The organism is Clostridium yunnanense, from assembly GCF_016595795.1.
GTDB lineage: Bacteria > Bacillota > Clostridia > Clostridiales > Clostridiaceae > Clostridium_AR > Clostridium_AR yunnanense.
Map to the genome: position 1 here is coordinate 236,675 of NZ_JAENHN010000010.1, position 25,422 is coordinate 262,096.

Sequence of the window (25,422 nt, forward strand, 5' to 3'; positions counted from 1 at the left end):
ATCATGAGAAAGAAATTACTAAGAGCAATTATGTTAATGGCCGCTGTAACAGTATCTACTGGCTTATTTATTGGATGTTCTAAGGATGAAAAAAATGAGAGTAAAGGTGATGCAAAGCCAACAACTGTTGATACACTAACAGTTTGGAGTAATAATGCGGCAACAAAAAATGAGGATGAGAAAGTAGTTGAAGACTTCAATAATGGAATAGGAAAAGAAAAAGGAATAAAGATAGAGTATAAGATTTATGGATCAGATTATTCAAATGTTTTATCAGTTGCATTAGCTGGTGGACAAGGACCAAATTTATTTAAAGTACCTCAAACTAACCTTGCACAGTATGCAACAGTTGGTTACATACTGCCTCTAGAAGATCTTCCAGGGGGAAAAGACTATCTTAAGACTTATGGAGATTCACTACAAGCTGGATATAACAAAATAAAGGGAAAAACTTATACAGTTCCTCAATCAATAAGTACACTTGGAGTTGCTTATAATAAGGATTTGTTAAAGAAGAATGGATACGATGCACCTCCAAAGACTTGGGCTGAGTTAGAGGAAATGGCTAAAACAATAACTAAAAATGGAAAGGGTAAGGAATTTGGATTTGTAGAAGGTCTAAAGAGTACTGGATATGCAAGTGTTAATGGATTATGGCAATACGCAGCATCCTTAGGTCATAATGAATATGATCAAAAAGCAGGTAGTTTTGACTTTTCTTCAATGAAACCATTTGTTGAAAGATTAGCTAGCATGAAGAAACAAGGCGTATGGTTCCCTGGATCTGAAGGCTTAAATAATGATGCTGCAAGAGCACAGTTTGCTGAAGGTAATATAGGATTTAAACTTTCTGCAAGTTGGGATGCTGGTGTATGGCAAGATCAATTCCCAGCAAAGATGAATTGGGGGATTTGCAGACCAGTTGAAGATACAAGCAAAAGCTACAAAGATTACACTTATCAAACATTCTCTTTTGCTATAGGAGCAAAATCTAAAGGAAATGAAGCCAAAGCTTTAGAAGTACTAAAAGCATTTACTTCAGATGATGCTGCAACAAAGCTATATGAAGCTGGTAAAGCAATCCCTTATAAAGCAGATTTAATTAAGAATTCTAAAAATAAACCTAAGACAAAAAATTTCGATGCTTTTGCTGATTTATCTAATGCGTACCAATATCCTCTATCACCAAAGGGTGACATAAAGCTAGAAGGTGACACTATAGAAAATGTTCTTATGAAGATTATAGTAAACGGTGAAGATGCAGGAAAGGCTTTAGCAGATGTTGATAAGAGATACAACGATGCATTGAAAAAAGCTGAAGATAAAGGACTTGATATAAATCAATATATAGATAAGACAGATGTAAGCAGTAAGAAATAAGGAACTATTAGTAACGTTGGTTAACTTTACATCCGCCTGAAGATTTCTCGTATAGTAGTTTCTTTGGACGATTGTGAATTTAATAAAATACACATTACTTTGGGTCAAAGTCGCTATTTAGAGGCTAAAGACTGAATCAGTGTATCTAAAGGATCCCTCTACCTAAACTCAATTTATACTTGTTCGATAATCTCGGTTTGTAGAGGTTATCGAGCATTTATAAATTAATAGTTAAGCTAGAAACTCCATAATAAAGAAGGAGGAAATGAAATAATGAAAATGGCTACATATGCTGAAAAAGGTGGTAAATCAAAAAAAAGCTTATTCAACTTTAAAAGCAGCAGAAGTTCAGATACCTTAGCTGCATATATCATGCTAGCTCCAATGCTTATAGGTTTTTTCTTGTTTACTATATACCCAATAATATATGTTATAAGATACGCATGTTTTGATTATGATGGTTTTACTAAGGCAACTTACACTGGCCTAGAAAACTTTGTTAGATTATTTACAAGAGATAAAGCTTATTGGATCTCTGTATTAAATACTTTTGTGGTTTCACTGGGGAAAATGGCTATAGAAATCCCACTAGCGTTGATTTTAGCAGTTTTATTGAATTCTAAGACAAGAATAAACAACTTCTTTAGAACAGCACTTTTCTTACCTACAATGATCAGTACGGCTATCATAGGAATAATATTCTCAAACATTTTTAGTTCTTACAATGGGATAGTAAATCAAGTTTTAATAAATTTAGGCTTTATAAATCAAGGTGTGAATTGGTTTGGAAGCAAGTGGCTAGCTATATTTATAGTGGTTATATCTGCTGTATGGAGTCATATAGGTATGAATATGATTTTGTTTTTAATGGGACTTCAAAGTGTTCCTAAAGATATATATGAATGTGCAGATATAGATGGAGCTAATTCAGTACAAAAGTTTTTTAAGATAACAGTACCAATGCTTGGACCTGTTATGCAGACAGTATTAATGCTTGCGATAGTTGAAGGCATGAAGCTTTCTGATCTAGTACTTGTGTTGACAAATGGACAACCAGGTGGATCTACAGAAGTTGTAATGACTTATATATATAAATTCTTCTTTAGCACTGATGCAATGTCAGCAGGATTACCTCAGTATGGTTATGCTTCTGCAATGGCAGTGGTTACGGCTCTAATAATAGGTCTTATAACAATAATCTACCTGAAATTTTCAAAAAAGATGAATAATATTTATTAGGAGGAGAAGTAAAGTATGGAGAAACTAAAAAAAGTATTACCTAAATCAATAAGATATATATTCCTTTCAGTAGCGCTTGTGATAACTCTATTTCCATTAATATATTTAATATTAGCTTCTTTTAAAAGTAATTCAGAAATATTGACTTCTTCTTCTATATTTCCTAAGAAATTTATTTTTGATAACTTTAGTCAAGCATGGAAATTAGCAAACTTTAAACTTTATACGTGGAATAGTATTTATATGACTTTCTTTATCATAATAGGTTCTATAATTACTTCAACAACCTTAGCGTATGTATTAAATAGAGGAAGGTTTAGAGGAAAGAAATTTATCTATGGGATGTTTCTTTCAACAATGTTCATATCACTTGGAACTTCAAGTCTTTTCCCTCAATTACAAATTGCGAAAGCTTTTGGAATCAGCAATTCACTTTGGGGAGTAATAATCATTAGAGTATTAGGTATAAACGTTACTCAAGTTTTTGTAGCCATGAGTTTTATGAAATCTATTCCTTATGAAATAGATGAAGCTGCAAAGATTGATGGATGTGGATTCTTTAGAATCTACTGGAATATAATCTTCCCACTACTTAAACCACTTATAGCAACAATTGGACTTTTATCCTTTAGAGCAGCATGGAATGACTATATGCTACCAATGGTATTTACCCTATCAAATCCTCAAAAATCACCTTTAGTAGTAGGGATAGTCAGCCTAAAAAATACTGGAGAAGCAGCATCTTCTTGGAATATGATGCTTGCAGGTACAACTATTGCTATTGTTCCTATGATAATAGTTTATATATTCCTCAACCGTTACTTTATAGAAGGCTTAACTAGTGGTGCAGTTAAGGGTTAGAGAATTGTAAGTTGATATAAATCAAATGAAAGACTATAAAGATGTACCACTTCAATGTGAAAGTTATTTTTAAAACTACTCTTCGTTCTGAGAGGACAATTTGAAAATATAAATTTGAAAATGAAGTGGTACATCAATAAAATGGAGGCTAATAATAATGAGTCATGAAGTAGATAAAATATTATACTCTGCCAGTGTTATTAAACGTCACGAAAAGAATCCAATACTAACAGCAGAAGATGTACCTTTTGATGCTACTCTAATATTTAATGCTGGAGTAACGAAGTATCAAGGTAAGTATGTAATGGTATTTAGAAATGATTATAATTATACAAAGCAAGGACCATTTGGGTTTGAAGGTACAAATTTAGGCTTAGCCTTTAGTGATGATGGTATCAATTGGGAGGTTCAAAAGAAGCCATGCTTTTCTTTAGAAGATGAAGAAATAATAAGAGCTTATGATCCTAGGCTTACAGTAATTGATGGAAAGTGCTATATGTGTTTTGCTGTTGATACTAAGCATGGTCTAAGAGGCGGAATAGCTGTTACAGAAGACTTTGAGAAGTTTGACGTACTGCATATGACTGCGCCAGATAATAGAAATATGGCTCTTTTCCCTGAGAAGATTAATGGTAAGTACATGCGATTTGAAAGACCCTTCCCTGTATACAGCCGTGGAGGCAAAGATCGATTCGATATGTGGATATCAGAATCACCAGATCTTAAATACTGGGGAAATTCAAAGCTATTATTAGCAGTGGAAAACGTTCCTTTTGCTAATGATAAGATTGGGCCTGCGGCCCCTCCAATAAAGACAGAGAAAGGCTGGCTTACAAGTTTCCATGCGGTTGATATAGACAGTAGCAGAGGGAAGAATGGCTGGGAAGATACTTGGAAGAAGCGTTATACTTCAGGAATAATGCTTTTAGATCTGGAAGATCCGTCAAAGATTATTGGAATGAGCAAAAAGCCTTTAATAGCACCAGAGGTTCAATATGAGAAAGATGGTTTCAGAAATGATGTTATATTCCCAGGAGGGATGATACTTGAAGATAGTGGTGAAGTGAAGATATATTATGGTGCAGCTGATACTGTAGAATGTCTAGCTACAGCAGATGTGAATGATTTAATCAAACTATGTACAGAAGCAAAATAAAGTAATGAAGATGAATCAATTTTGTTTACCAAATATTTAAACCTCTTTTGAACAACCTTTAAATAGTATAATTATATATTTTAGATTGGTTCATCTTTATATAAATATCGGTTATTTTTAAAAGTATTGTTTTTATTAGAATGGTGTATTTTTATATCATTCTATTTTTTACTGTAAAGTAAAGTGTGATTTTTATGCCGGTTAAGCCTAGAAGTTTCAATGCTTTTAAGAGTTTTTTATAGTAATATAAGAATTTATGAATATAAGAACTTTAAAATTTAAAATCATAAAATTATATAAATATATAGTGATAGAAAGGATTTAAAGGTTATGACAAAAATTAAAGAAATTCATATGGATAATTATACATATTTGGATAATGTATTTTCCTTTGAAGGGGCAGTCTCTGTAGAGGAAAACAATGAATATTGTGCACCATGGAGGATTGATTTTAAGGAAAAGGAACTATTTCCTGTTCTTAAAGACAAAGTAGGTAAGTTTTGTTCGGGAGTAAGGCTGTGCTTTACAACAAATGCTCAATATATAGCATTACAGATGGCGGAAATTGATGAAGATACTTTAATTCTTGATGTATTTGTAGAGGGTGCTTTTAATCAGCAGATAAAGATATCTGATACATCACCTATTGCTCTCGAAGGTTTAAGGGAAGGAACAAAACAAATAGAAATATGGCTCACACAAAATCAAACCTTTAAACTTAAAAAGCTTTTTATTAACAAAGGAGCTAAGATATCAAAAACTTTAGATTACAGGAAAAGGTGGATTCATTATGGAAGTTCAATTAGCCAATCAAATGCAGCAACTTCACCTTCAAAGACTTGGGCTGCTATGACAGCACAAAAATTGAATCTAAACTTAACAAACCTAGGATTTTCAGGAGAGTGCGTATTCGATCCAATGGTAGGAATGAAGATGAGAGACCTTGAAGCCGATTATATAACCTTAAAGCTTGGAATAAATACTTATCCAGGGCTCCAAACTGAAAGAATGTTTGCTCCAAATGTTATTGGAATTATAAAAAGCATTAGAGAGAGACATCCTTATACACCGCTTGCTATAATATCTCCTATATATTGTGAAGCTAGGGAGATAGAGAAAGGCGCATGTGGACTAAGTTTAACTGAAATGAGAGTAAGCCTAGAACAGATAGTTAACATTTTTAAAAGTTACGGAGATAGAAATATATTCTATATTAGTGGATTGGAGATACTAAATGAAGAGAGTAAGCAACATTTACCTGATGGATTGCACCCTGATGCTGATGCACAGTATATAATGTCAGATAACTTCACAAACAAAGTTTTTTCCAGGATGGCAGGTACTTTGTAGAAATAAGATGGTTTTTGTTATAAGATTAAACTAGAGAAAGATTATTTTTTAAACTCTCACGGGTTTTGGTGAGGGAAGTTAAAAATAATAAGTTCCAATATGAGGTAGATAGATATACCAGTTTAGTAGGATAGAATTGACATTAACTTATTTTGAGGAGCTGATTAAATTGAATTTTAATTTATTAGATAAAAATAAAATTAGGACAGCATACTTTGCACTTAGCATTAAGAAAAGGTTGATAATATATTTTATCCTATCTATTTTCATTCCAACTTCTATTATTTCTTTAACGGTTTATAACAAATCAAAGAATATAATTAGTAAAAAGATAGATTTATCTATAGAAAAAAATTTAGATACAATTTCAGAGACAATGTTGCAAAAAATAGAAATAGTTGATGATATATCAACTTTGATAACTTATAACTCAAGAATATTGGACATGTTATCTTCTCCAAAAGATAAAAGTACAGTGGCTATAATAAATGAGATCAATGAATTAAATAAAATATTAGATGATTATTATCTTTTTGGATCTTCTTATGTAAGAGGAAACGAATTGTTTCCTAGAATTTATATGGTAGACAGGCAGGAGTATAATCAATATAACATATCAGATAAAGTCTATGACATAAGTAATATAAGTGATATAGATTGGTATAGATGTCTCCCTAATGAAGCTTTTACAATAGCAGGAATAGACAAAATTGATAGTGTAAATGGAAACATAAATACTATAAAATTTGCTAGAAGATTGTATAGAACAGATAATGTAGTAAATCCATATGCAGCTCTACTAACAATAGATATGAGAGCTGATTATTTTGATGATATATTAGAAAAATCTAAGATGACAGCAGGAAGTAGTGTTTTTATAATTGATGATAAAAAACAACCTATTTCTAAAGAAAACGTTTTAGTAAATGATGTTATAAAAAATAATGATATAAACTTAAGTGGAGAAGGGGATTCTTACCACTCTTATGTTGAAAATATTAATGGGACTAAGATGTTAGTGTCAGTTAAACATATAGACAAGCTTAAATGGAACATTGTATCTATTTCACCAGTTAGTGAGTTGAACTCAGAATTAACTTCCTTTAAAGAGGTTATGGGATTAGTTATACTTATATGTACAATAATTGCAGTAATAGCTGCATTAGTTTTGTCAGAAGATTTTTCAAAACCTATAGCATACATGGTGAAATCAATGTCAAATGTGAAAAAAGGAGATTTCAATGTTGATTTATCCTATAAGAGAAAAGATGAATTTGCTTTTCTTATAAGTCAATATAAGGATATGATGAGGCAGATTGAAGAGCTTATAGATAAGCTTTATGTAAGCGAACTTCGAAAGAATAAAGCCGAATTGAAGATGAAAGATGCTGAACTTAAAGCCTTACTTGCTCAAATTAATCCACACTTTTTATATAATACTTTAGATTCAATAAATTGGCTAGCCATAAAGCATAATGTTTCCGACATAAGCAGCATGGTAAAAAATTTATCGAATTTTTTCAGATATAGTCTTAATAATGGGAAAAATATAATAAGTTTTTCTGATGAAAAAATACAGGTTGAGAGTTACCTGCAGATACAGTGTGCTAAGTTTAAAAAAAGATTAGAATACTATATAGAGTTTCAGCCTGAAATCAATGACTGTTATACAGTGAAATTGATATTACAACCTCTTGTGGAGAATGCAATAATGCATGGAATAGAAGAAAGTGGAAGAGCAGGTTTTATAAGTATAGTTGGAACAGTTATAGATGGTGAAATTGAAATAAAAGTAAGCGACAATGGTTTAGGTGCAGATGTAGATAAATTAAATAAATTCTTAGAAGATAGCAGTATCAAATCTAAGTCCTTAGGAATAAGAAATGTGAACGATAGAATTAAGCATTTTTTTGGTGATGATTATGGAATTAAATATTATAAGAATAAAAACTATGGAATTACTGCTGTTTTAAGATTAAAGATAGTTAAGGATGTGGGCGATTCTAATGCTTAAGATGGTAATTGCGGATGATGAAACACTAGTACGAGAGGGTATAATAAATATTATTGATTGGAAGGAGTATAATATAGAAATTGTAGGAGAAGCCTCAGAAGGTAAGGAAGCTTATGATTTATGTACTAAATTGAAGCCTGATATATTGTTTACAGATATAAGAATGCCATTTATGGATGGGTTAGAGGTAACAAGAAAGTTAAAGAATGAAAATGAGAATATGAAAGTAATTATTTTTAGCGGAGTTCAAGATTTTGCTTATGCTAAGAGTGCAGTGGATATAAGTGCAGAGGGGTATATTTTAAAGCCACTTGAAATAGCTGAACTAAAGGATGTAGTAAATAAGGTTGTAGGGAGAATAGAATTAGAAAAAACAAATAAAAAGAAAATGCAAGAGCTTAGAGAGCAGCTTAAGGAAAATATAGTTGCAGCCAATGAGAAATTTTTGAGAAATCTTTTATTAGGAACTTTTACTAGTAGTGAAGAGATTGAAGAAAAATTAGATTATTTTAATAATCCATTTAGAAGTGATGGCGATATTATAGTATCAGCACTTACAATTGATGACTATACTCAAATAAAGCAAGTCTATGCCGAAAAGGATAGACAGTTATTAGAGTTTGCTGTAACAAATGTTATAGATGAGATTATTAACTCTAAAACTAGCGGTGTCAGTATATGTATGAATGAAAATCAATTTATTTCTATATTTAATTGGCCAGAGGAGAAACTTTGCGAAACAAGTGACATCTTTGATGAAATAACCATAAAGCTAAGAGCACTTTTAAATGTATCAGTTTCAGTTGGAATTAGCAGGAGTGTAAACAATATTCAAGACATACCTTTAGGGTTTAAAGATTGTATAAGTGCTTTACAATATAAATTCTATACAGGTAAAAACTCTATTCTAAATATAACTGATATAGATGATAGTTATATCGAAATAGAGTATATTGATTTTTATGAAATTGAGACAAAACTTATTAACGCAGTTAAAGTCGGCGATATATTAGAAACACAAGGCATAAGTAAAGATATATTTAAGAAATTAAAGTCAAATAATACCTACAAAATGGACTATATACAATGTATATGTTCCGAAATAATATTGATTTCATCTAGAACCATTTATGAATTAGGTGAAAACTTAAATAATATAATACAAGATAAAACGAAAATATTAGATGATATACAAAATATTGAAAATATATTTGTTCTGGAAGAATATATGACTGATATATTAAGAAAATTAGCTGAATATTTTTCTAAAAAACATACAAGAAAGAATGATAAGATCGTATTAGATATTAAAAGGCTTATATGTAGTCAATATATGAATGACATAAGTGTCAATAAGATATCACAGATGATATATCTATCTCCAAACTATATAAGTTTAATATTTAAAAGAGAAACAGGGGTTACTATAACTGATTATCTCACTAGTATAAGGATGGATAGAGCTAAGGAACTTTTAAAAGACACAGAATTACTAATACAACAAGTGTCAGAAATGGTTGGATATGAAGATGCATCCTATTTTAGCAAGGTATTTAAAAGAACTACTGGAATCCACCCTTTAAAATATAGGTCGTTTGTATGTAATTAGAGGCATAATATTCAAACTTAGATTTTATAAATAAATTTTAAAAGTATAAATAAGAGGTTGCTCTAGATGTATTATATATCAAGAGCAATCTTTATATTTTTTTTGTATAACAAAGCAATTTCAAGAGTTTAATAATAATAGCATAAATAACAAAAATCGACAAAAGGTACTAAAGTATGTTGAAAGTATGGTAAATGATATGTTAAAATTATAGAGATAAAGTATTTTAAAAGTAAAAGGTGAAAAATTTAACTTTTAAAGCAAAAATTAATGACAAGCTTTGATATAATTTTTTATCAAATAGCAAAAGAAATTTTGAAATTACACGAATAATTTAATAGTAGCAATACCTATAAAAGCACCGCTAAAAAAGTGATGCTTTTTATATAGCGATAATATCTATTAAAGTAAGTATAAAGTAGGCTGTCTAAAAATATATAGGTTAAGGTCTATTATATGGGAATCGATATAGTTAACTGGGTGGTAATGAAACAAAAATTATTGTTTCTATATATTACATTAATCCATTTATTGATTGGTAGTTCTAAATTAATACTTACTATGATATGATAAATTTATGAAAATTGCGAAAAAAATAATAATATGTCGAATTGGTAATTTTACGAGGAGGATGAAATCTTGGATATTTTTCTAGTCATAGGAGTTATAACAGGTCTTCTATCAATTGTAGTAGGAATGATTGTAAAGGGGGCAAACATAGCTGTATTATTAAATCCAGCGGCAGCAATAATTATTCTAGTAGGAACATCAGCAGCGGTAATGAACTCTTTTCCTAAAAAGGAATTTCTTAACATTCCTAGACTTTTTGGAAAACTTTTCAAAGGAGATGAAAAGGAAGACCCTGCAGAGATAATAAAACAGATAGTAGAGATGGCTCAAACAACTCGTAAAAATGGGTTATTAGCACTTGAAAGTACTGTGCAAGCTATGGAAAATAAATTTATGAAAAAAGGGTTGGAAATGGTTGTCGATGGTGTGGAGCCAGCTGATATAGTTGAAGCCTTAGAGATTGAAATTGATGGAACGGAAGAAAGACACAGAGCAGGAGCTTCAGTATTTACTACAGCTGGTGGTTCGGCACCTACACTAGGAGTTCTTGGAGCCGTTGTTGGTCTTATAGGAGCACTTGGTAACTTAAATGATACTGAAAAGCTAGGACATATGATAGCAGGGGCCTTTGTTGCTACACTTTATGGTATATTCTTCGGATATGTTGTTTTCCATCCATTTGCATCAAGACTTAAAAGAAAGTCTCATGAAGAAATAAGTACAATGAAGATTATACTTGAAGGTATACTAGCTATTCAGGCTGGAAAGAATCCTAAGAGTATTGAAGCTAGATTAATAGGTATGCTAGAACCTAAGGAAAGAGAAAAAGTTATTAGTGCAAATGCTGAAAAGTAAAGGAGATAAGTGATGAAAAAGAAAAAAGAACATCATGAAGAGCATGTAGATGAAACTTGGCTTATACCTTATGCGGACATGCTTACACTCCTATTGGCACTTTTTATAGTTATGTTTGCTATGAGTAAAGTAGATTCGCAAAAGCTTCAAAGGCTTAGTGCTGAGTTTAATGTTATATTTTCAGGTGGATCTTCTGTTATGTCCGAAGGTGGAACTGATACCACTGCGGTTGTCCAATCGCAAGCAGCCAATGCAGGGACTTCAACAGAGAAATCTAATACACAAAAAGAAGAAGATACTATGAATCAACTTAAACAAAGTTTAGAATCAGAAATCGAAAGTAAAGGATATGCTGAAAAGGTTAAGGTTGAGCTTAATAAAGAGGGGTTAGAAGTATCTATACAGGATGCAGTGCTCTTCAATTCAGGAGATGCACAAGTATTGCAAAATGTAAATCCACTACTTATCGAAATATCCAAAATGGTACGTGGACTAGATAATGAAATTAAGATTGTAGGACATACAGATAATGTGCCTATAACTACAAGTAAATTTAGATCAAACTGGGACTTAAGTGCAATGCGTGCAATAAATGTTATGAATTTTATGGTTAACTCAGGTGGAGTAGGTACTAATAAAATTTCTATACAAGCATATGGTGAATATAGACCTAAATATAGTAACGATACCGCTGAAGGAAGATCTAAAAACAGAAGAGTTGAAATTTTTATAATTCGTAAATATGCACAGCCTACAGATACAAGTGGTACAACAACAGAAAAAAAATAATTTACAAATCGCTGAAGTGACTTACTTCAGCGATTTTTTTGTGCATCTATCTTTCCGAATGTATACTAGGAACATTTGATAGGCAAATAGGTTGTTTTTATTTCTAATTAAGTCTATTGAAAAAATTACATGAATAAAATTTATAGGTAATCAATTTATTGAGAGGCTCAGATGTCCAAGAAAAGATGTCAAAGAGAATTAATAGAGTCTACATTGAAAAATATAGAAAACAATCAAATTAAGAAAACTAATCTTATCTGGCTGGAGGCATGTGGTTGTTCTGGAAATATCATTTCACTTTTAGATGCAAGCACACCAGACGTTTCGTATTTTATAACACAAATGGTTAACATTACGTACAATAACAGTATTATGGGAGCAGAAGGTGAAAAAGCCTTTGAAAAATTTCTAGAAACCTTGGAAACCGATTTTATACTAGTTGTTGAGGGAGCTATATCTACTAAGGATAACGGCAGCTATAATATTGTAGCTGAGTATAATGGAAAGCTTATATCAGGTTCAGAAGCAGTAATTCTTGCAGCAGGCAAAGCGAAATATATTTTAGCTGTTGGAACCTGCTCATCTTATGGAGGAATATCAGCTGCAAGTCCTAATCCTTCCTCAAGTGTAAGTTTACCTGAATTTTTAAATGAGCAGTTATATAAAGTTATAAGAATTCCAGGATGCCCTGCAAATCCAAGATGGGTGATAAGTACTGTTGCACATTTAATTTCATATGGTATACCAGAACTAGACTCTGAAAATAGACCATTATTTCTATATGAAGACACTATTCATACCTATTGTTCACGAAGATCCTTTTTTGATAAAAAGATATTTGCAACTAAACTTGGGGATAAGGAATGCATGTACCAATTGGGCTGTAGAGGTCCTATGACGAGGGCTGATTGTGCTTTGAGAAAATGGAACGATCGAATTAATTGGCCGGTAGAGGATAATACACCTTGTATTGGATGTGTAAACAAAGGTTTTCCAGATAAGATGGAGCCTTTTATAAGTTATCAAGAGGTGGTTAAGAAATGAGTGAGAAGATAGTCATAAATCCAATTACTAGGATAAGTGGGTTCATGCAGGTTGAAGTTGTTATAGAGAAAAATACGATAATAGATGCAAAAACTAATGGCTTTTTATTTAGAGGCTTTGAAGAAATGCTAAAGGGAAGATCTCCTCTGGATGCAGTTTATTTTACTGAAAGAATATGTGGGATTTGCTCAACAGCTCATGGATATGTATCTTCCGTAGCCCTTGAAAATGCATTAGGGGTTAAACCAGATGAAAATGGAAGTTTACTTAGAGATGTAATGCATGGATGTGAGTTTTTGCAGAATCATATAAGACATTTTTATCAATTTACCATACCTGACTATGTGAAAGTAGATATCAATCCTGCTAATGACAATATGAAGCAGTATAAATTACCAAAAGATATAAACTCGAAATTAAACGCACATTATATACAAGCTTTTAAATATAGTAGAGAAGCGCACAAAATGCTAGCACTTTTAGGAGGGAAGGCACCACATAACCATGGGATTTTTGTTGGTGGGGTCACATCAAATATAGATGCAACAAAGATTATTGAGCTTAAATCTATTTTGTTTGGTATAAGGGAATTTATTAATGATTCAATGATTGATGATGCTAACACTATTGCTAAATACTATCCAGAGGATTTTAAGAACGGAAAAGGATATGGAAACTTTTTAAGCTATGGTGCTTTTGATAAAGAGCTTAACAACTTAGCTCCATATGTGAAAAGTGGCGTGTATATAGATAATAAAAGGAATGAGTTTAACCCCGCAAACATAAGTGAAGATATTGTAAGTTCATATTATACCGATGCTAGTGGTGTGGCAAATGAGGATAAAGAGCTTCAACCAGATACTACTAAAAAGGAGGCTTATACGTGGGTAAAAGCTGCTAGATACAATGGTATTCCAATGGAGGTTGGGCCATTAGCAAGATTATGGATAAATGGGGAGTATTCAAGAGGAATTTCAACTTTGGATAGAATAATTGCTAGAGTTTTAGAGGCAAAACGAATTTGTGACATAATAGAAAGTCTTCTAGAACTGATTAAACCAGGAATATCAAATCAGCACAAATTAGAGATTCCACAAATAGCTGATGGAGTTGGACTCAGAGATACAACAAGAGGTGCACTAGGACATTGGTTAAAGATAGAAGATCAAAAGATCAAAAAATATAATATAATAACACCTTCAGGATGGAATATATCCCCTACTGATTCAAGAGGAAATAAAGGGGTAATTGAAAAGGCTTTGATAGGTGCTTATGTAGAAAATTCTAAAGCTCCTTCAGAAATAGGAAGGATAGTTAGGTCCTTTGATCCATGTGTTTCTTGCGCAACACATGTTATAAGCGACAGCTGTAGTGATTTTACTATGAGGTTAGTATGATCAAGATTATAGGTATAGGAAACATATTGATGTGTGATGATGGTATATCAATGAAGATAATTGACAGTATTGAAGATAAATTAATGAAGCTAGGTTTAGAATTAGAATGTATAAGAGCGGAAACAGATTTTGACTATGCTTTAGATTGCATTGATAACGGAGATACTGTGGTAATAATTGATAGTACTAACTTTGGGATAGAGGATGGCGAGCTTACTATACTTCCCTTAGATAAGGTGAAGACATACGATAATAATCAATTTTTTATGCACAATATGAGCCTTATTTCCTCCATCAATAAGGCTGAATTAGATATAGATGGACTTATTATTGGAATTGAAGTAGATAAGATATGTTTCGACTTGGAGCTATCGGAAAAGCTTAAAAGTAAATTTGAAGAGATAGCTAAGAGAGTGTACGAGATTATCTGTACAGTATAGGATTAAAATTGGTGAGAGAAGTGCATGAGGCATCCATTGCTTATGAGATATTTTTAATAATAGAGGAAAGTGTAAGAAAGTATAATTTAGAGAAAGTGAATCTAATTGTTCTTAGTATTGGGGGATATAACGGTATATTTGAAGAGTCATTAAAATTTGCATTTACTGCTATTAGTAAAGGTACAAAGTGTGAAGAGGCAGAGCTTATTATAACAAAAACAGAAGGCTTTGAGATGGTGGTTGAAAGGATAGAAGGTGAATAGAGGAACTTTGTGATTGTATAATAGAAAAAGTTTAAAACAGAAGCTTATACTGAAAATATATTTTAAGGTGATATCATGGTGAGAAAGCTTATCTTAGTAAAAGGATTAGTACAAGGGGTTGGATTTAGGCCGTTTGTATATAAAATAGCAGTAGAAAATAATCTAAAGGGATTTGTAAGAAACGGTAGTATTGGAGTAATTATTGATGTTGAAGGGGCTAATAATTCTATAGAAAACTTTATAGAAGTGCTAAGATTTAATTGTCCAAAACTTTCAAAGATAGAGGATATAAGCATACAAGATGGTGAAGTTAAGGGATATCAGGATTTTCAAATAAAGGGGAGCATTAGTGAAAATGATGGATTTACCTTTATTTCACCTGATTTAGCAATTTGTGAAGATTGCTATGAAAATATAAAGGATGAACGAAATGCTAGATATAGATATCCGTTTACAAACTGCACAAATTGCGGACCAAGATATTCAATTATAAGCAACATGCCATATTCCAGAGAAGCTACTACTATGAACAGCTTTAAACTTTGTAAATCTTGTGAAGAGGAGTATGCGGATCAGTTTAATAGAAGATTTAATTCAGAGACAAACTGTTGTTGTGAATGTGGTCCAAAGGTGGCCTTAATTGATAATTTAGGCAATAGAATAAATGTGGATAATCCTATAACAGAAGCAATTAACTTACTTAAAGATGGGAAAATACTATCAATAAAGGGTATAGGTGGTTTTAACTTAGCATGTGATGCTAGATGTGAAGCTGCAATTAAGTTACTTAGGGAAAGAAAGGTTAGAAATACTAAGCCTTTTGCCTTGATGCTGAAAGACTTAGAAACAGTAAAAAAATATTGTTATATTTCTGATAGTGAAGAAAAGATATTATTAGGAAATAAGAGACCGATCTTAATACTTAAGAAAAGAGGAGATATACTTCCAGATATTATAGCTCCAGCAATTAAGGAGTTGGGTATAATGCTTCCCTATACTCCTTTACATCATCTATTATTTCACGATGGCATAGAGGCGTTGATAATGACCAGTGCCAATCTTAATAGTGAGCCAATCATATATAAAAATGAAGATGCTATAAGTAAACTACATAATATAGTTGATTACCATCTTATTAATAATAGAGATATTTTTTTATCTGTGGATGATTCTGTAGTTAAGCTTATTAATGGCAAGGCACAATTTATTAGAAGAGGCAGAGGTTATAGTCCCACATATTTTAAACATGATGGACTTAAAGATAGCATGAGCTTAGGAGCCTATTTAAAAAACACTTTCTGTGTATCTAAGAATGGAAATATAATTTTAAGTCAATATATAGGGGACTTAAAAAATGAAGAAACAATGGATAGACAGTATAAAGCAATAAAGCATCTAAAAGATATTTATAACATAGATCCTCAAATAATAGCATATGACTTTCATCCTATTACACTTGAATTGCAATCTTTAGAGAGGTTTGAAGGGAAAATTATTGGAACTTATCATCATCATGCTCATATTGCAAGTGTTTTATTTGAAAATCATATAAATGAACCAGTGATAGGCGTGGCTTATGATGGAAGTGGCTTCGGAGATGATAACACTGTATGGGGTGGCGAGTTCTTAATAGCTAGCCAAAAGAACTTCAAAAGAGTAGGACACCTTAGAACAAAAAAGATGCCTGGAGGGGATATGGCTGTAAGAGATCCAATGAGAATGGGGATTTCCTACCTTTATGATACTTTTAAAAATAATAAAACAGAAGTATTTTCAAAAATAACTGATATTAATAATTATAATAAAATACAAACCTATAACTTTCATGACATAGATATATATACTGACATGATATCAAAGAATATAAATTCTCCGTTAACTTCAAGCATGGGCAGGTTTTTTGATGCAGTTGCGTACATGTTAGGCTTTAATAGAAAAGTAACCTTTGAAGGTGAGGCGGCAATTTATTTAGAAAATATAGCATATGGATACAGCAGGGCATATTACGAATTTGAAATAGAGCAAAAGGAAAACCAATATGTTATAAATACAAATTATATAATATATTCTGTTTTGAAAGATATTAAGAAAAAAATAAAAAAAGAAGTAATTGCTATGAAGTTCCACAATACTATAATTAAATTTACCGAAGCCATGTGCATAAAGCTCTATAATGACTATGATATAAACAAGGTCGCGCTCAGTGGAGGCGTGTTTCAAAATAGTATACTTTATGAAAGAATATACAACAATTTAGCATCAAAGGGGTTTAGGGTTTATACAAACAACAAACTACCTTGCAATGATGGAGGAATTTCTTTAGGACAAATCATTATTGCAAATGAGAAGGAGGCTTATTAGAGTATGTGTATTGCATTTCCTTTTGAGGTTATAAAGATAGATAATGATGAAGCACTAGTTCAGTATAAAGGAGTAGAGATGATGGTAAGTGTATCTCTTTTAGAGGATGTTGTTCTAGGTGACTATGTTTTAGTACATGCTGGTTGTGCTATAGAGAAATTAGACAAGGAAGAAGGAAAAAAGACCGAAGAACTATTTAACAGTATACTTAATCTTAATCTTTAGAATGAGAAATGAGGTAAGCAAAATGCAAAGGAAAATAAGGATAATGGAGATTTGCGGAACTCATACAGCATCTATACTAAGAAGTGGAATTAAGAATATATTACCTGATAATATTGAACTAGTAAGTGGCCCAGGGTGTCCAGTATGTGTAACACCTCAGGGATATATAGATAGTGCGATTGAATTAAGTGAAAGAAAAGAAATAATTATAGCTACCTTTGGCGATATGATTAATATTCCTGGTACAAGTAGAACTCTTAAATATCAGAAAGCCCTCGGATGTGATATAAGGGTTTTATATTCTCCATTGGAGGCAGTTAACATAGCAAAACAAAATCCAACGAAAGAAGTGGTGTTTTTAGGAATAGGGTTTGAGACTACGGTTCCTGTCATTGCACTTGCTATACTTAAAGCTTATGTTGAACAGGTAAAGAATTTTAGTGTTTTTGCTTCATTAAAGACCATGCCTGAAGTAATAAAGATTCTCTTAAAGGATAAGCGTACAAATATAGATGGAATTATTTATCCAGGACATGTAAGTACTATTATTGGAGAGAAGGAGTTTGAATATATAAGTGATGAGCTGCAAATACCAGGAATAATAGCAGGTTTTGAAGATAAGGACATTATGCTAGCAGTTCTATTGTTAATTGATATGATTTCAAAAAATGATTGTATATTAAAGAATATTTATAAAAGTGCTGTAAGATATGAAGGAAATGTTAAAGCTAAGGAATTAATTAATAATATATTTGAGGTTTCTGATGGCTACTGGCGTGGTTTTGGCATAATTAAAAATAGTGGATTAAAAGTAAGGTATGATTATAGAGATTTTGATGCAATTACTAAATTTGGTTTGCAAATAATAGAGCAGAAATCTTCAAAAGGGTGTATATGCGAAGACATTCTACGTGGAGTAAAGGTTCCAAAGGATTGCAAGCTTTTCGGAAAAGAATGTACACCAGATAAACCTGTAGGAGTTTGTATGGTATCTAGGGAAGGAAGCTGTGGAGTACATTTTAAATATATGATGTAACAATGATTTTGTTAAGTTATATAGATATGAAATGGAGTGAGTTTGTTTAAAATATATATTATGTAAGAAGGCGATTAAGTGGATATAATTACTTTAGATTTTGGAAGTGGGGGCACAAAAACGCATGAGCTTATAAATAATTTATTCTATAAGTATTTTGCGAACGATATACTTGATCAGCAAGGTGATTCAAGCATAATTAATAAACTAAATGGGAGGATTGCTATAACAACAGATTCTTATGTAGTTGATCCTATTTTCTTTCCAGGAGGAGATATAGGAAAATTATCTATATGCGGAACAATAAATGATTTAGCAGTTTCCGGTGCAATTCCCTTGTATATTACCGTTGGATTTATAATCGAAGAAGGAATGTCTATAAAGGATTTGGAGAGGATTGTTATTTCGATGGCTGTATATGCAAAAAGATGTGATGTTAAAATTGTAGCTGGAGATACAAAAGTTGTTGAAAGAGGTAAAGGGGATAGAATTTATATAAACACTACAGGTATAGGTATACTAGAAGATTCAATAAATATAAACTCAAGTAGGATTCAGGTTGGAGATAAGATTATAGTAAGTGGGACTTTAGGAGAGCATGGATTGGCTATACTTTGTCAGAGGCAGGAACTAAGTTTTAAAGCTAAGATAAAGAGTGACTGCAATCCTTTAGACAAAATGATACGAGCTATATTAAATTGTAGCAATAATATTAAATTCATAAGAGATATAACTAGAGGTGGTTTATCAACCATATTGAATGAAATAGAATATGGAAGAGGTATTGGTATGGTCTTATATGAAAAACTCTTGCCGATAAGAGAAGAAGTTTCATTTATCTGTGAGGTATTGGGACTTGATCCTTTATATATAGCAAATGAAGGGAAGGTTGTAGTTATTGCTTCAAATGAAGATAGTGATAAAATCCTCCAGTGCATGAGAGAGAATGAGTTTGGAAAAGATGCACAGATAATCGGGGAAGTGGTAGAAGATGAAAGAGAGCGGGTTATATTAAAAACTGAATTAGGTGGGACGAGATTATTAACAATGACCGAGAATGACCTTATACCAAGAATATGTTAAAAAATTCAATAGATTTTCACATGAAATAGGGTTAAACTTAATTTTATTAAAAGTGGCTGTGAACTAAGTAGTTAGTGGCACAGCCCTTTTTTATTACTTTACACTATAACTAATTTTCTGATTTCCAAAGTTTTGTGCATTTGGGATGGCATTAGGGTTGTTTTCATAATCAAAGAATATATCAACCCAATATTGAGATTTTTGGAAGGCTAAATCTCCTTTATCTTGTACAACAAAGGAACTTTTATTTCCATAGCCAGGAAGGTATAGTGGACTATTTGTAGTTATTATTGAACCAAATGGAAATATTGGTGCAGAATAAGCATTTGATCTATCTGATGGATGCACAGCGCAGGTAGTATATGGAGTTGGAGAAACCCCAGAAGCTGTAAGTCCTCCCAATGGAGATGTGTAAGCAGTAAAATCTTGATTAGTGTAGGTTTGTCCGGTTCCAGTACTGCTTCCAACCTCAATTATCTTCCACTTCTGAGCAGCGGTGCCATTGTCGGAGAAAATATCTACATTAGTATAATCAGCAGTACCTGCTGCATAAACATCAAGAGCTTTTTTACTATTACTATTTATAAGTTTATAGGTGCCATCGCTGTTAGCAACTATGTTCCATTTTTGAGCAGCAGTACCGTTATCATCAAATATATCAACATTAGTATAGTCAGCAGTTCCAGCAGCATAAACGTCAAGAGCCTTGTTACTGCCAGAGTTTATAAGTTTATAGGTACCATCAGAGTTAGAATAGATTGTCCACTTTTGAGCAGCAGTACCGTTATCTGAATAGATATCAACATTAGTATAGTTAGCAGAGTCACCATTATAAACGTCAAGTGCTTTACCACTATTTGCATTAATTAATTTATAGGTTTTGCCAGAAACTATAGAGGCTGCTGATGCATCAATTGGTTTTAAAATACCAACTGACAGCAATGCTACGGCAGCTAAGGCTAGAAGCTTTTTGGAAAATACATGTTTACTCATTTTTAAAACACATCCTTTAATTTTTATAGACTTGAAAAATATACGTAAAAAGAGATAAAGATAGATTTTAGTTGATTTTTTTCAATAATTAAGGGGGTTTTATAATCACTCCTTCCTGAAAAAATAGGAAAATAAATACAAAAGAAAAATGGATTAAAGAAAGGTAACTTTATGATAAAGACAAGGTGTCTTTGAGAGAAATATATTTACTATATAAATTATATCAAGTTGCATTTAGCGGGTCAATATAATATTTGTTAAGTTTTTACTTGTCATTAGCTCTATTTAGATGTTTTAGCTTGGAATATTTGATAAAATATTCTTGAGATTTATTATGATGGCAATTAATTTGAAGATATGATTGAAAGAATTGTCTAAATTATAGAATATAATTAATGTAAGATTATCAAAAGTTTGATTTCTAATGGAAAGCTGAAGAGTTTAATTGGTATTTGATAACTTTTGATAAAGGGAGAAATTACAATGAACGTATTAGTAGAATTATTTATGAGGTTTTGGTACTTATGGATTTTAATTGTTTTGGCTTTTATACTAGATCTTTTTATGCCAAGAATAAAAGGATTTCTTGGTGAAAGGTCAGTAGAATTTTATTTAGCTCAGTTGGACGTGAGTAAATATGAGGTGATTAATAATATAACTGTAAAATTAGGAGATAACAGTACACAAATAGATAGTGTTGTTGTGTCAAATTTTGGTATTTTTGTGCTACAATCTGAAAATTATAAAGGTAAGATTACTGGAGAAGAGCTAGATGAAAATTGGTGTCAAAAACTTCATGTAAAGAAAGAAAAGTTACATAATCCCATAAGAGAAAATTACAAACATATACAAGTCTTGAAAGAGGTTTTAAAAGAATTCGATAAATTAAAATACATTTCTATTGTAACTTTCACAACTAATGCTGATTTACAAGTTACATCCAATAGTGACGTTGTGTATACAATTCATCTATTGGAAACAATTAAACGATATACTGAGGAAGTAATAAGTGATGTTGATAAAAAGAAAATTCATTCTAAGCTTATGTCACTAGATATGAATAGTAATGATAATTATAGGTAGAAAATAAAACTCTAAAACCTTACAGAAGTTCTTTACGCATGATAAAAACCAATGTTACAAAAATCACTAATAGAGACGTATTAGTGATTTTTTTATTATTTAGGAATCAGTCATGAAAACAAAGTTCTCACAAAATATAATTTAAAATAGCCAATCTTTTTTATAGGAAACTAAAATTCACCTATACCTGTAAATAAGGTATAGGTGATAGGCTGGCTTGATGATTATACTGCAAAATTAATAGGGGAACCTGCAAGTACTCTTGATTTAATAAGAGGAAAATCATTTGAATTAAAAATAGGAAATAAAAAATAGTTTATTTTTAACTTAAAGATAACATCATTGGATTGTATAGTTCTTGCATAGTCTACTTTACTGTAAGAATATGAAATTACACCAGGAATATCACTTAATGCATATTCGATATCAGTAGGTAATGAAGTGCTATTTACATATCTTAGATTTACACTACTTTTTCTGTATTTTACTGCAGAGAGTAGTCTACTTTTTAATTCAAGTGAATTATGTGCGGTGTAGGCATCAGATAAATAAATTAATCCTAAATCAGAGAAAAGTTGAGCATAAAAAGCAGAGTCTTTATCATCGGAAGTAAGTTTTAGTCTTACTGATTTGGAAAAGTCAGTTTTAGAAGTAGGATATGTTTTTACCCAAGAGTGACTAACATTTATTTGTGAATCAGTAAGATTGTAATAATCATAGTTAATTGAACTCAGTACATCTGTTATTGGATCATCCAATGTAATATCAAGATGATACCATAATCCATCAAGGTTAACTAAATTCCACGTATGGGCCTCACCTCTAGAAGTACCTTCTATTATTTTGGTTGGAATACCAGCCTTATTTAACATTTTGTATGCAAGTAAAGAATAGCCTTGGCATACAGTTTTATATGGGTAAATTAGAGCATCGTAATCAGAATGATTGGTTAGTGAAGTATCATACTGGACGTTTTTTACTATCCAATCATGAATTTTTTTTTCCTTCTCATAACTGTTCATATCCGGGGTTATAATTCTTGTAAGTATTTTATTGACTTCCTTTTCTACATAAATATCTTCAGTTAATGTGTTCCAATAGCTAAAATTGAATTTTATTGTAATAATACTTCCTTTGGCAAAAGCCGTATATTTATAGCTCTTACAAGTATATTTAAGGTAATCGTCTTTATCATAAATATTATTTATTATCTTTGAAACATCAACTTTTATAGTCGAGGGATCTCCTATATAGCTTAAATTGTATGATGTAAGCCTAGAATGCATTGCAATATCAAGCTGGGTTTGTATTTCTTGTAGATTAAATGGCAAGTATGTTTTTGCAGTGGCTGTTGAAGTGTAAAAACATAAATAAAAACATAAGAATAAAATAAGCTTAATAGCATTACATTTAAAATACCTTTTCAAGAAAAAAACCTCCTTTCTTTAGTTAATAAAATTTTTTGGATTATTTTATTGAAGATACCCGTACTTTACCGGAAGTTATCATAAAAATTTTGGAAAAGTGGTATCTATATATATTAATCTTCGTATTAATATATATCGTGTTCATTCAGTTCTAATTCACTTGTAAATTTTATGGCTTAATACATAAGTTTTATTGATTGTATTAAATGAGAGGTATATAATAAATTAGTGCAAATTTACAATAAAATGGAATGTTAACTTTTTTTATCCATATAGTGATTTATGTTTAGAAAAGTGGAAAGTATTATAAGTGGTATATTTGTTTACATAGTAAGAGTTTTTTGTAGAAAAAATTGTATCAATAATTTTACATTTATACTAAACAATATAGTCTTAAAAATTAATCATTGAACATAGAATGAAATATGACTTTAGAGAGGGGGCATGAAGCAAATATTTCATTACTAAAATTTTGCTGCGATTATAAAAGGAGATGGTATTACGGAAAAAGATAATAGTAAACGCAATAAAATTTTGATAGGTAGCATAATTTCTCTTACTGTTATACTTGTAATATATTTAGGTATGACCATATATTTTAGGAATCATTTCTACTTTGGCTCAGAAATTGATAGTATTAGTGTTTCAGGGAAGACTGTAGAAGAAGTAGAGAAGCAAATGCCGTCTAAAGTTAAAGCTTATACATTGCAGTTAGAGGCGGATAATAATAAAAAGGAACAGATTACAGCAGATGAAATTGGATTAAAGTATAATTCAAATGGACAAGTAAAAAGCTTAAAAGACAAAGAAAACCCATTTGGGTGGGTAGTGGCAGTTTTTAACTCAAAAGAGTATAAAGTTTCAGAAGCAGTTTCTTTTGATAAGGAACTATTAAAAAAGAAACTAGATAGCTTATCTTTTTTTGAAAGCAGCAATATAGTTGAACCTAAAAATGCAAGTTTTAAGTATGAAAATGGAACTTATAATATTGTAAACGAGGTTAATGGTACTAAAATTAATAAGGATAAACTATATAATATTGTCTCAGATGCGATTCTTAAGGGAGACGCAAAGATAGATTTAAAGAGTACAGATTGCTATGTTAAACCTCAGTATACTGCAAGTTCGCAAAAGGTTATTGATGCTAAAAATATTCTTAATAAATATGTGGCCTCAAAAATTACGTATACTTTTGGAAAGAGCACAGAAGTTTTAGATGGATCCACAATTAGTAGTTGGATTAAGGTTGATGATAATTTAAGTGTTTCTTTAGATGAAGGTAAGGTAAAGGAGTATGTTGCGAAGCTTTCTAATACTTATGATACAGTTGGTAAAACAAGAGATTTCGTCACTACACTTGGAAGCAAAATAAAGGTTAATGGCGGAGATTATGGGTGGTCGATTAATGGTGCAAAGGAAACCCAAGCTATAATTTCGGACATTAAAGAAGGAAAATCTGAAAATAAAGAGCCTGCTTATACAATTAAAGGTATCTCAAGGGATGGTAATGATATAGGTAGCACTTATGTTGAAGTTGACATGTCAAAGCAACACTTATGGTTCTATAAGGATAGTAAGTTAGTTGTTGAAGGAGATGTAGTCACAGGTAATATAAGCCAAAATCATTCCACTAGAGTAGGAGTTTACTATATAAAATATAAAGAAAGAAATACTAGCCTAAAAGGACAAGATTATGATGTTCCAGTTAGCTATTGGATGCCTTTCGATCAAGGTATAGGAATACATGATGCAAGTTGGAGAAGTGCATTTGGAGGAAACATATTTAGAACAAATGGGTCTCATGGATGTGTGAACTCACCATTCTATCTTGCTAAAGCTGTATATGAAAATATTCAAGTAGGTACACCTGTTATTTGTTATTATTAATAATTATTTTAAATAAGATTACTAAATCTTGATTTGTTCACTCTATATTATGTCATTAATTTATGAATGTTTGAAAACCTTATAATAACAAGGTTTTCAAACAAATATAAATTAATACTCTTTAGATAAGCTTTGTAGGGAGACAAACTTAATGTTCCCTGTAATTTTAACAAGGGTTTAAATAAGCTGTATCATAGCAATATGTTATGATACAGCTTATTTAATTTATAAACATTATAAAGTTTTTAAGATAATGTTGCCTACAGTTGGAGTTGGAACCCTATAAAGGTGTACCACTTCAATTCGAAATCTATTTTTAAAACTCTCATGGGTTCTGGTGAGAGAATTTAATAATAATAA

General features: G+C 31.3%; 21 protein-coding genes. 19 read left to right on the forward strand and 2 right to left on the reverse strand.

Going from position 1 to position 25,422, the window contains the following annotated elements; translation table 11 throughout:
* The first annotated feature begins 3 nt into the window (after positions 1–3).
* From JHL18_RS04240 to hypE, 17 genes are all read left to right on the forward strand, one after another.
* The gene (locus JHL18_RS04240; RefSeq protein ID WP_200266458.1) at positions 4–1,380 is read left to right on the forward strand and encodes an ABC transporter substrate-binding protein; all 1,377 of its coding nucleotides are present in this window, start codon (positions 4–6) and stop codon (positions 1,378–1,380) included.
* A gap of 273 nt (positions 1,381–1,653) precedes the next feature.
* Entirely contained in the window at positions 1,654–2,619 is a 966-nt protein-coding gene (locus tag JHL18_RS04245) for a carbohydrate ABC transporter permease (RefSeq protein ID WP_243277778.1), read from the forward strand.
* A gap of 15 nt (positions 2,620–2,634) precedes the next feature.
* On the forward strand, positions 2,635–3,480 hold the full coding sequence (locus JHL18_RS04250) for a carbohydrate ABC transporter permease (RefSeq protein WP_200266460.1): 846 nt from the start codon (positions 2,635–2,637) through the stop codon (positions 3,478–3,480).
* 157 nt (positions 3,481–3,637) lie between these two features.
* Positions 3,638–4,636 (forward strand): glycoside hydrolase family 130 protein, encoded by a 999-nt coding sequence (locus JHL18_RS04255; protein WP_200266462.1) that lies wholly within the window; start codon positions 3,638–3,640, stop codon positions 4,634–4,636.
* Positions 4,637–4,966: 330 nt separating this feature from the next.
* Positions 4,967–5,986 (forward strand): SGNH/GDSL hydrolase family protein, encoded by a 1,020-nt coding sequence (locus JHL18_RS04260; RefSeq protein ID WP_200266464.1) that lies wholly within the window; start codon positions 4,967–4,969, stop codon positions 5,984–5,986.
* Between the two features lie 169 nt (positions 5,987–6,155).
* Positions 6,156–8,000: a cache domain-containing sensor histidine kinase gene (locus JHL18_RS04265; protein ID WP_200266466.1), complete on the forward strand. Its 1,845-nt coding sequence runs from the start codon at positions 6,156–6,158 to the stop codon at positions 7,998–8,000.
* A gap of 1 nt (position 8,001) precedes the next feature.
* Entirely contained in the window at positions 8,002–9,609 is a 1,608-nt protein-coding gene (locus tag JHL18_RS04270; RefSeq protein ID WP_207752957.1) for a response regulator transcription factor, read from the forward strand.
* A 639-nt stretch (positions 9,610–10,248) separates the two neighbouring features.
* A complete protein-coding gene (gene motA / locus JHL18_RS04275; protein ID WP_200266470.1) occupies positions 10,249–11,034 on the forward strand; it encodes a flagellar motor stator protein MotA in 786 nt (261 codons plus the stop codon).
* Between the two features lie 12 nt (positions 11,035–11,046).
* The gene (locus JHL18_RS04280) at positions 11,047–11,823 is read left to right on the forward strand and encodes a flagellar motor protein MotB (RefSeq protein ID WP_200266472.1); all 777 of its coding nucleotides are present in this window, start codon (positions 11,047–11,049) and stop codon (positions 11,821–11,823) included.
* Positions 11,824–11,994: 171 nt separating this feature from the next.
* The gene (locus JHL18_RS04285) at positions 11,995–12,867 is read left to right on the forward strand and encodes a hydrogenase small subunit (protein ID WP_200266474.1); all 873 of its coding nucleotides are present in this window, start codon (positions 11,995–11,997) and stop codon (positions 12,865–12,867) included.
* Positions 12,864–14,264 carry a nickel-dependent hydrogenase large subunit gene (locus tag JHL18_RS04290; RefSeq protein ID WP_200266476.1) on the forward strand — a complete coding sequence of 467 codons (1,401 nt, stop codon included), beginning with the start codon at positions 12,864–12,866 and terminating at the stop codon, positions 14,262–14,264. The genes JHL18_RS04285 and JHL18_RS04290 overlap by 4 nt, the downstream gene beginning before the upstream one ends.
* On the forward strand, positions 14,261–14,704 hold the full coding sequence (locus JHL18_RS04295) for a hydrogenase maturation protease (protein ID WP_200266478.1): 444 nt from the start codon (positions 14,261–14,263) through the stop codon (positions 14,702–14,704). Before JHL18_RS04290 ends, JHL18_RS04295 begins: the two co-directional genes overlap by 4 nt.
* 11 nt (positions 14,705–14,715) lie before the next feature.
* Positions 14,716–14,967, forward strand: a complete 252-nt coding sequence (locus JHL18_RS04300; RefSeq protein ID WP_207752958.1) for a hydrogenase/urease maturation nickel metallochaperone HypA — start codon at positions 14,716–14,718, stop codon at positions 14,965–14,967.
* 78 nt (positions 14,968–15,045) lie between these two features.
* Positions 15,046–17,328: a carbamoyltransferase HypF gene (hypF, locus tag JHL18_RS04305; protein ID WP_200266480.1), complete on the forward strand. Its 2,283-nt coding sequence runs from the start codon at positions 15,046–15,048 to the stop codon at positions 17,326–17,328.
* Positions 17,329–17,331: 3 nt separating this feature from the next.
* Complete coding sequence (locus JHL18_RS04310) at positions 17,332–17,553, forward strand: HypC/HybG/HupF family hydrogenase formation chaperone (RefSeq protein WP_200266482.1); 222 nt, start codon at positions 17,332–17,334, stop codon at positions 17,551–17,553.
* Between the two features lies 1 nt (position 17,554).
* Complete coding sequence (hypD, locus tag JHL18_RS04315) at positions 17,555–18,589, forward strand: hydrogenase formation protein HypD (RefSeq protein WP_200266484.1); 1,035 nt, start codon at positions 17,555–17,557, stop codon at positions 18,587–18,589.
* 78 nt (positions 18,590–18,667) lie between these two features.
* Complete coding sequence (gene hypE / locus JHL18_RS04320) at positions 18,668–19,672, forward strand: hydrogenase expression/formation protein HypE (RefSeq protein WP_200266486.1); 1,005 nt, start codon at positions 18,668–18,670, stop codon at positions 19,670–19,672.
* A gap of 93 nt (positions 19,673–19,765) precedes the next feature.
* On the opposite strand, the gene JHL18_RS04325 is transcribed toward hypE, so the two are convergent.
* Positions 19,766–20,665 (reverse strand): RICIN domain-containing protein, encoded by a 900-nt coding sequence (locus JHL18_RS04325; protein WP_200266488.1) that lies wholly within the window; start codon positions 20,663–20,665, stop codon positions 19,766–19,768.
* Between the two features lie 483 nt (positions 20,666–21,148).
* Here JHL18_RS04325 and JHL18_RS04330 point away from each other — a divergent pair, with 483 nt between their 5' ends.
* Entirely contained in the window at positions 21,149–21,748 is a 600-nt protein-coding gene (locus JHL18_RS04330; RefSeq protein WP_200266490.1) for a nuclease-related domain-containing protein, read from the forward strand.
* Positions 21,749–21,972: 224 nt separating this feature from the next.
* Here the strand turns inward: JHL18_RS04330 and JHL18_RS04335 are convergent, their stop codons facing one another.
* The gene (locus JHL18_RS04335; RefSeq protein ID WP_200266492.1) at positions 21,973–23,175 is read right to left on the reverse strand and encodes a transglutaminase domain-containing protein; all 1,203 of its coding nucleotides are present in this window, start codon (positions 23,173–23,175) and stop codon (positions 21,973–21,975) included.
* Positions 23,176–23,709: 534 nt separating this feature from the next.
* On the opposite strand from JHL18_RS04335, the gene JHL18_RS04340 reads away from it, so the two are divergent.
* Positions 23,710–25,062 (forward strand): L,D-transpeptidase family protein, encoded by a 1,353-nt coding sequence (locus JHL18_RS04340; protein WP_243277782.1) that lies wholly within the window; start codon positions 23,710–23,712, stop codon positions 25,060–25,062.
* Positions 25,063–25,422: the final 360 nt, after the last annotated feature.

Bases quoted from the DNA above. Each gene is read 5' to 3' on its own strand.
- JHL18_RS04240 (WP_200266458.1), top strand. From the start codon at position 4: ATGAGAAAGAAATTACTAAGAGCAATTATGTTAATGGCCGCTGTAACA.
- JHL18_RS04245 (WP_243277778.1), top strand. From the start codon at position 1,654: ATGAAAATGGCTACATATGCTGAAAAAGGTGGTAAATCAAAAAAAAGC.
- JHL18_RS04250 (WP_200266460.1), top strand. From the start codon at position 2,635: ATGGAGAAACTAAAAAAAGTATTACCTAAATCAATAAGATATATATTC.
- JHL18_RS04255 (WP_200266462.1), top strand. From the start codon at position 3,638: ATGAGTCATGAAGTAGATAAAATATTATACTCTGCCAGTGTTATTAAA.
- JHL18_RS04260 (WP_200266464.1), top strand. From the start codon at position 4,967: ATGACAAAAATTAAAGAAATTCATATGGATAATTATACATATTTGGAT.
- JHL18_RS04270 (WP_207752957.1), top strand. From the start codon at position 8,002: ATGGTAATTGCGGATGATGAAACACTAGTACGAGAGGGTATAATAAAT.
- JHL18_RS04280 (WP_200266472.1), top strand. From the start codon at position 11,047: ATGAAAAAGAAAAAAGAACATCATGAAGAGCATGTAGATGAAACTTGG.
- JHL18_RS04285 (WP_200266474.1), top strand. From the start codon at position 11,995: ATGTCCAAGAAAAGATGTCAAAGAGAATTAATAGAGTCTACATTGAAA.
- JHL18_RS04290 (WP_200266476.1), top strand. From the start codon at position 12,864: ATGAGTGAGAAGATAGTCATAAATCCAATTACTAGGATAAGTGGGTTC.
- JHL18_RS04295 (WP_200266478.1), top strand. From the start codon at position 14,261: ATGATCAAGATTATAGGTATAGGAAACATATTGATGTGTGATGATGGT.
- JHL18_RS04310 (WP_200266482.1), top strand. From the start codon at position 17,332: ATGTGTATTGCATTTCCTTTTGAGGTTATAAAGATAGATAATGATGAA.
- hypD (WP_200266484.1), top strand. From the start codon at position 17,555: ATGAGAAATGAGGTAAGCAAAATGCAAAGGAAAATAAGGATAATGGAG.
- JHL18_RS04325 (WP_200266488.1), bottom strand. From the start codon at position 20,665: ATGAGTAAACATGTATTTTCCAAAAAGCTTCTAGCCTTAGCTGCCGTA.
- JHL18_RS04330 (WP_200266490.1), top strand. From the start codon at position 21,149: ATGAACGTATTAGTAGAATTATTTATGAGGTTTTGGTACTTATGGATT.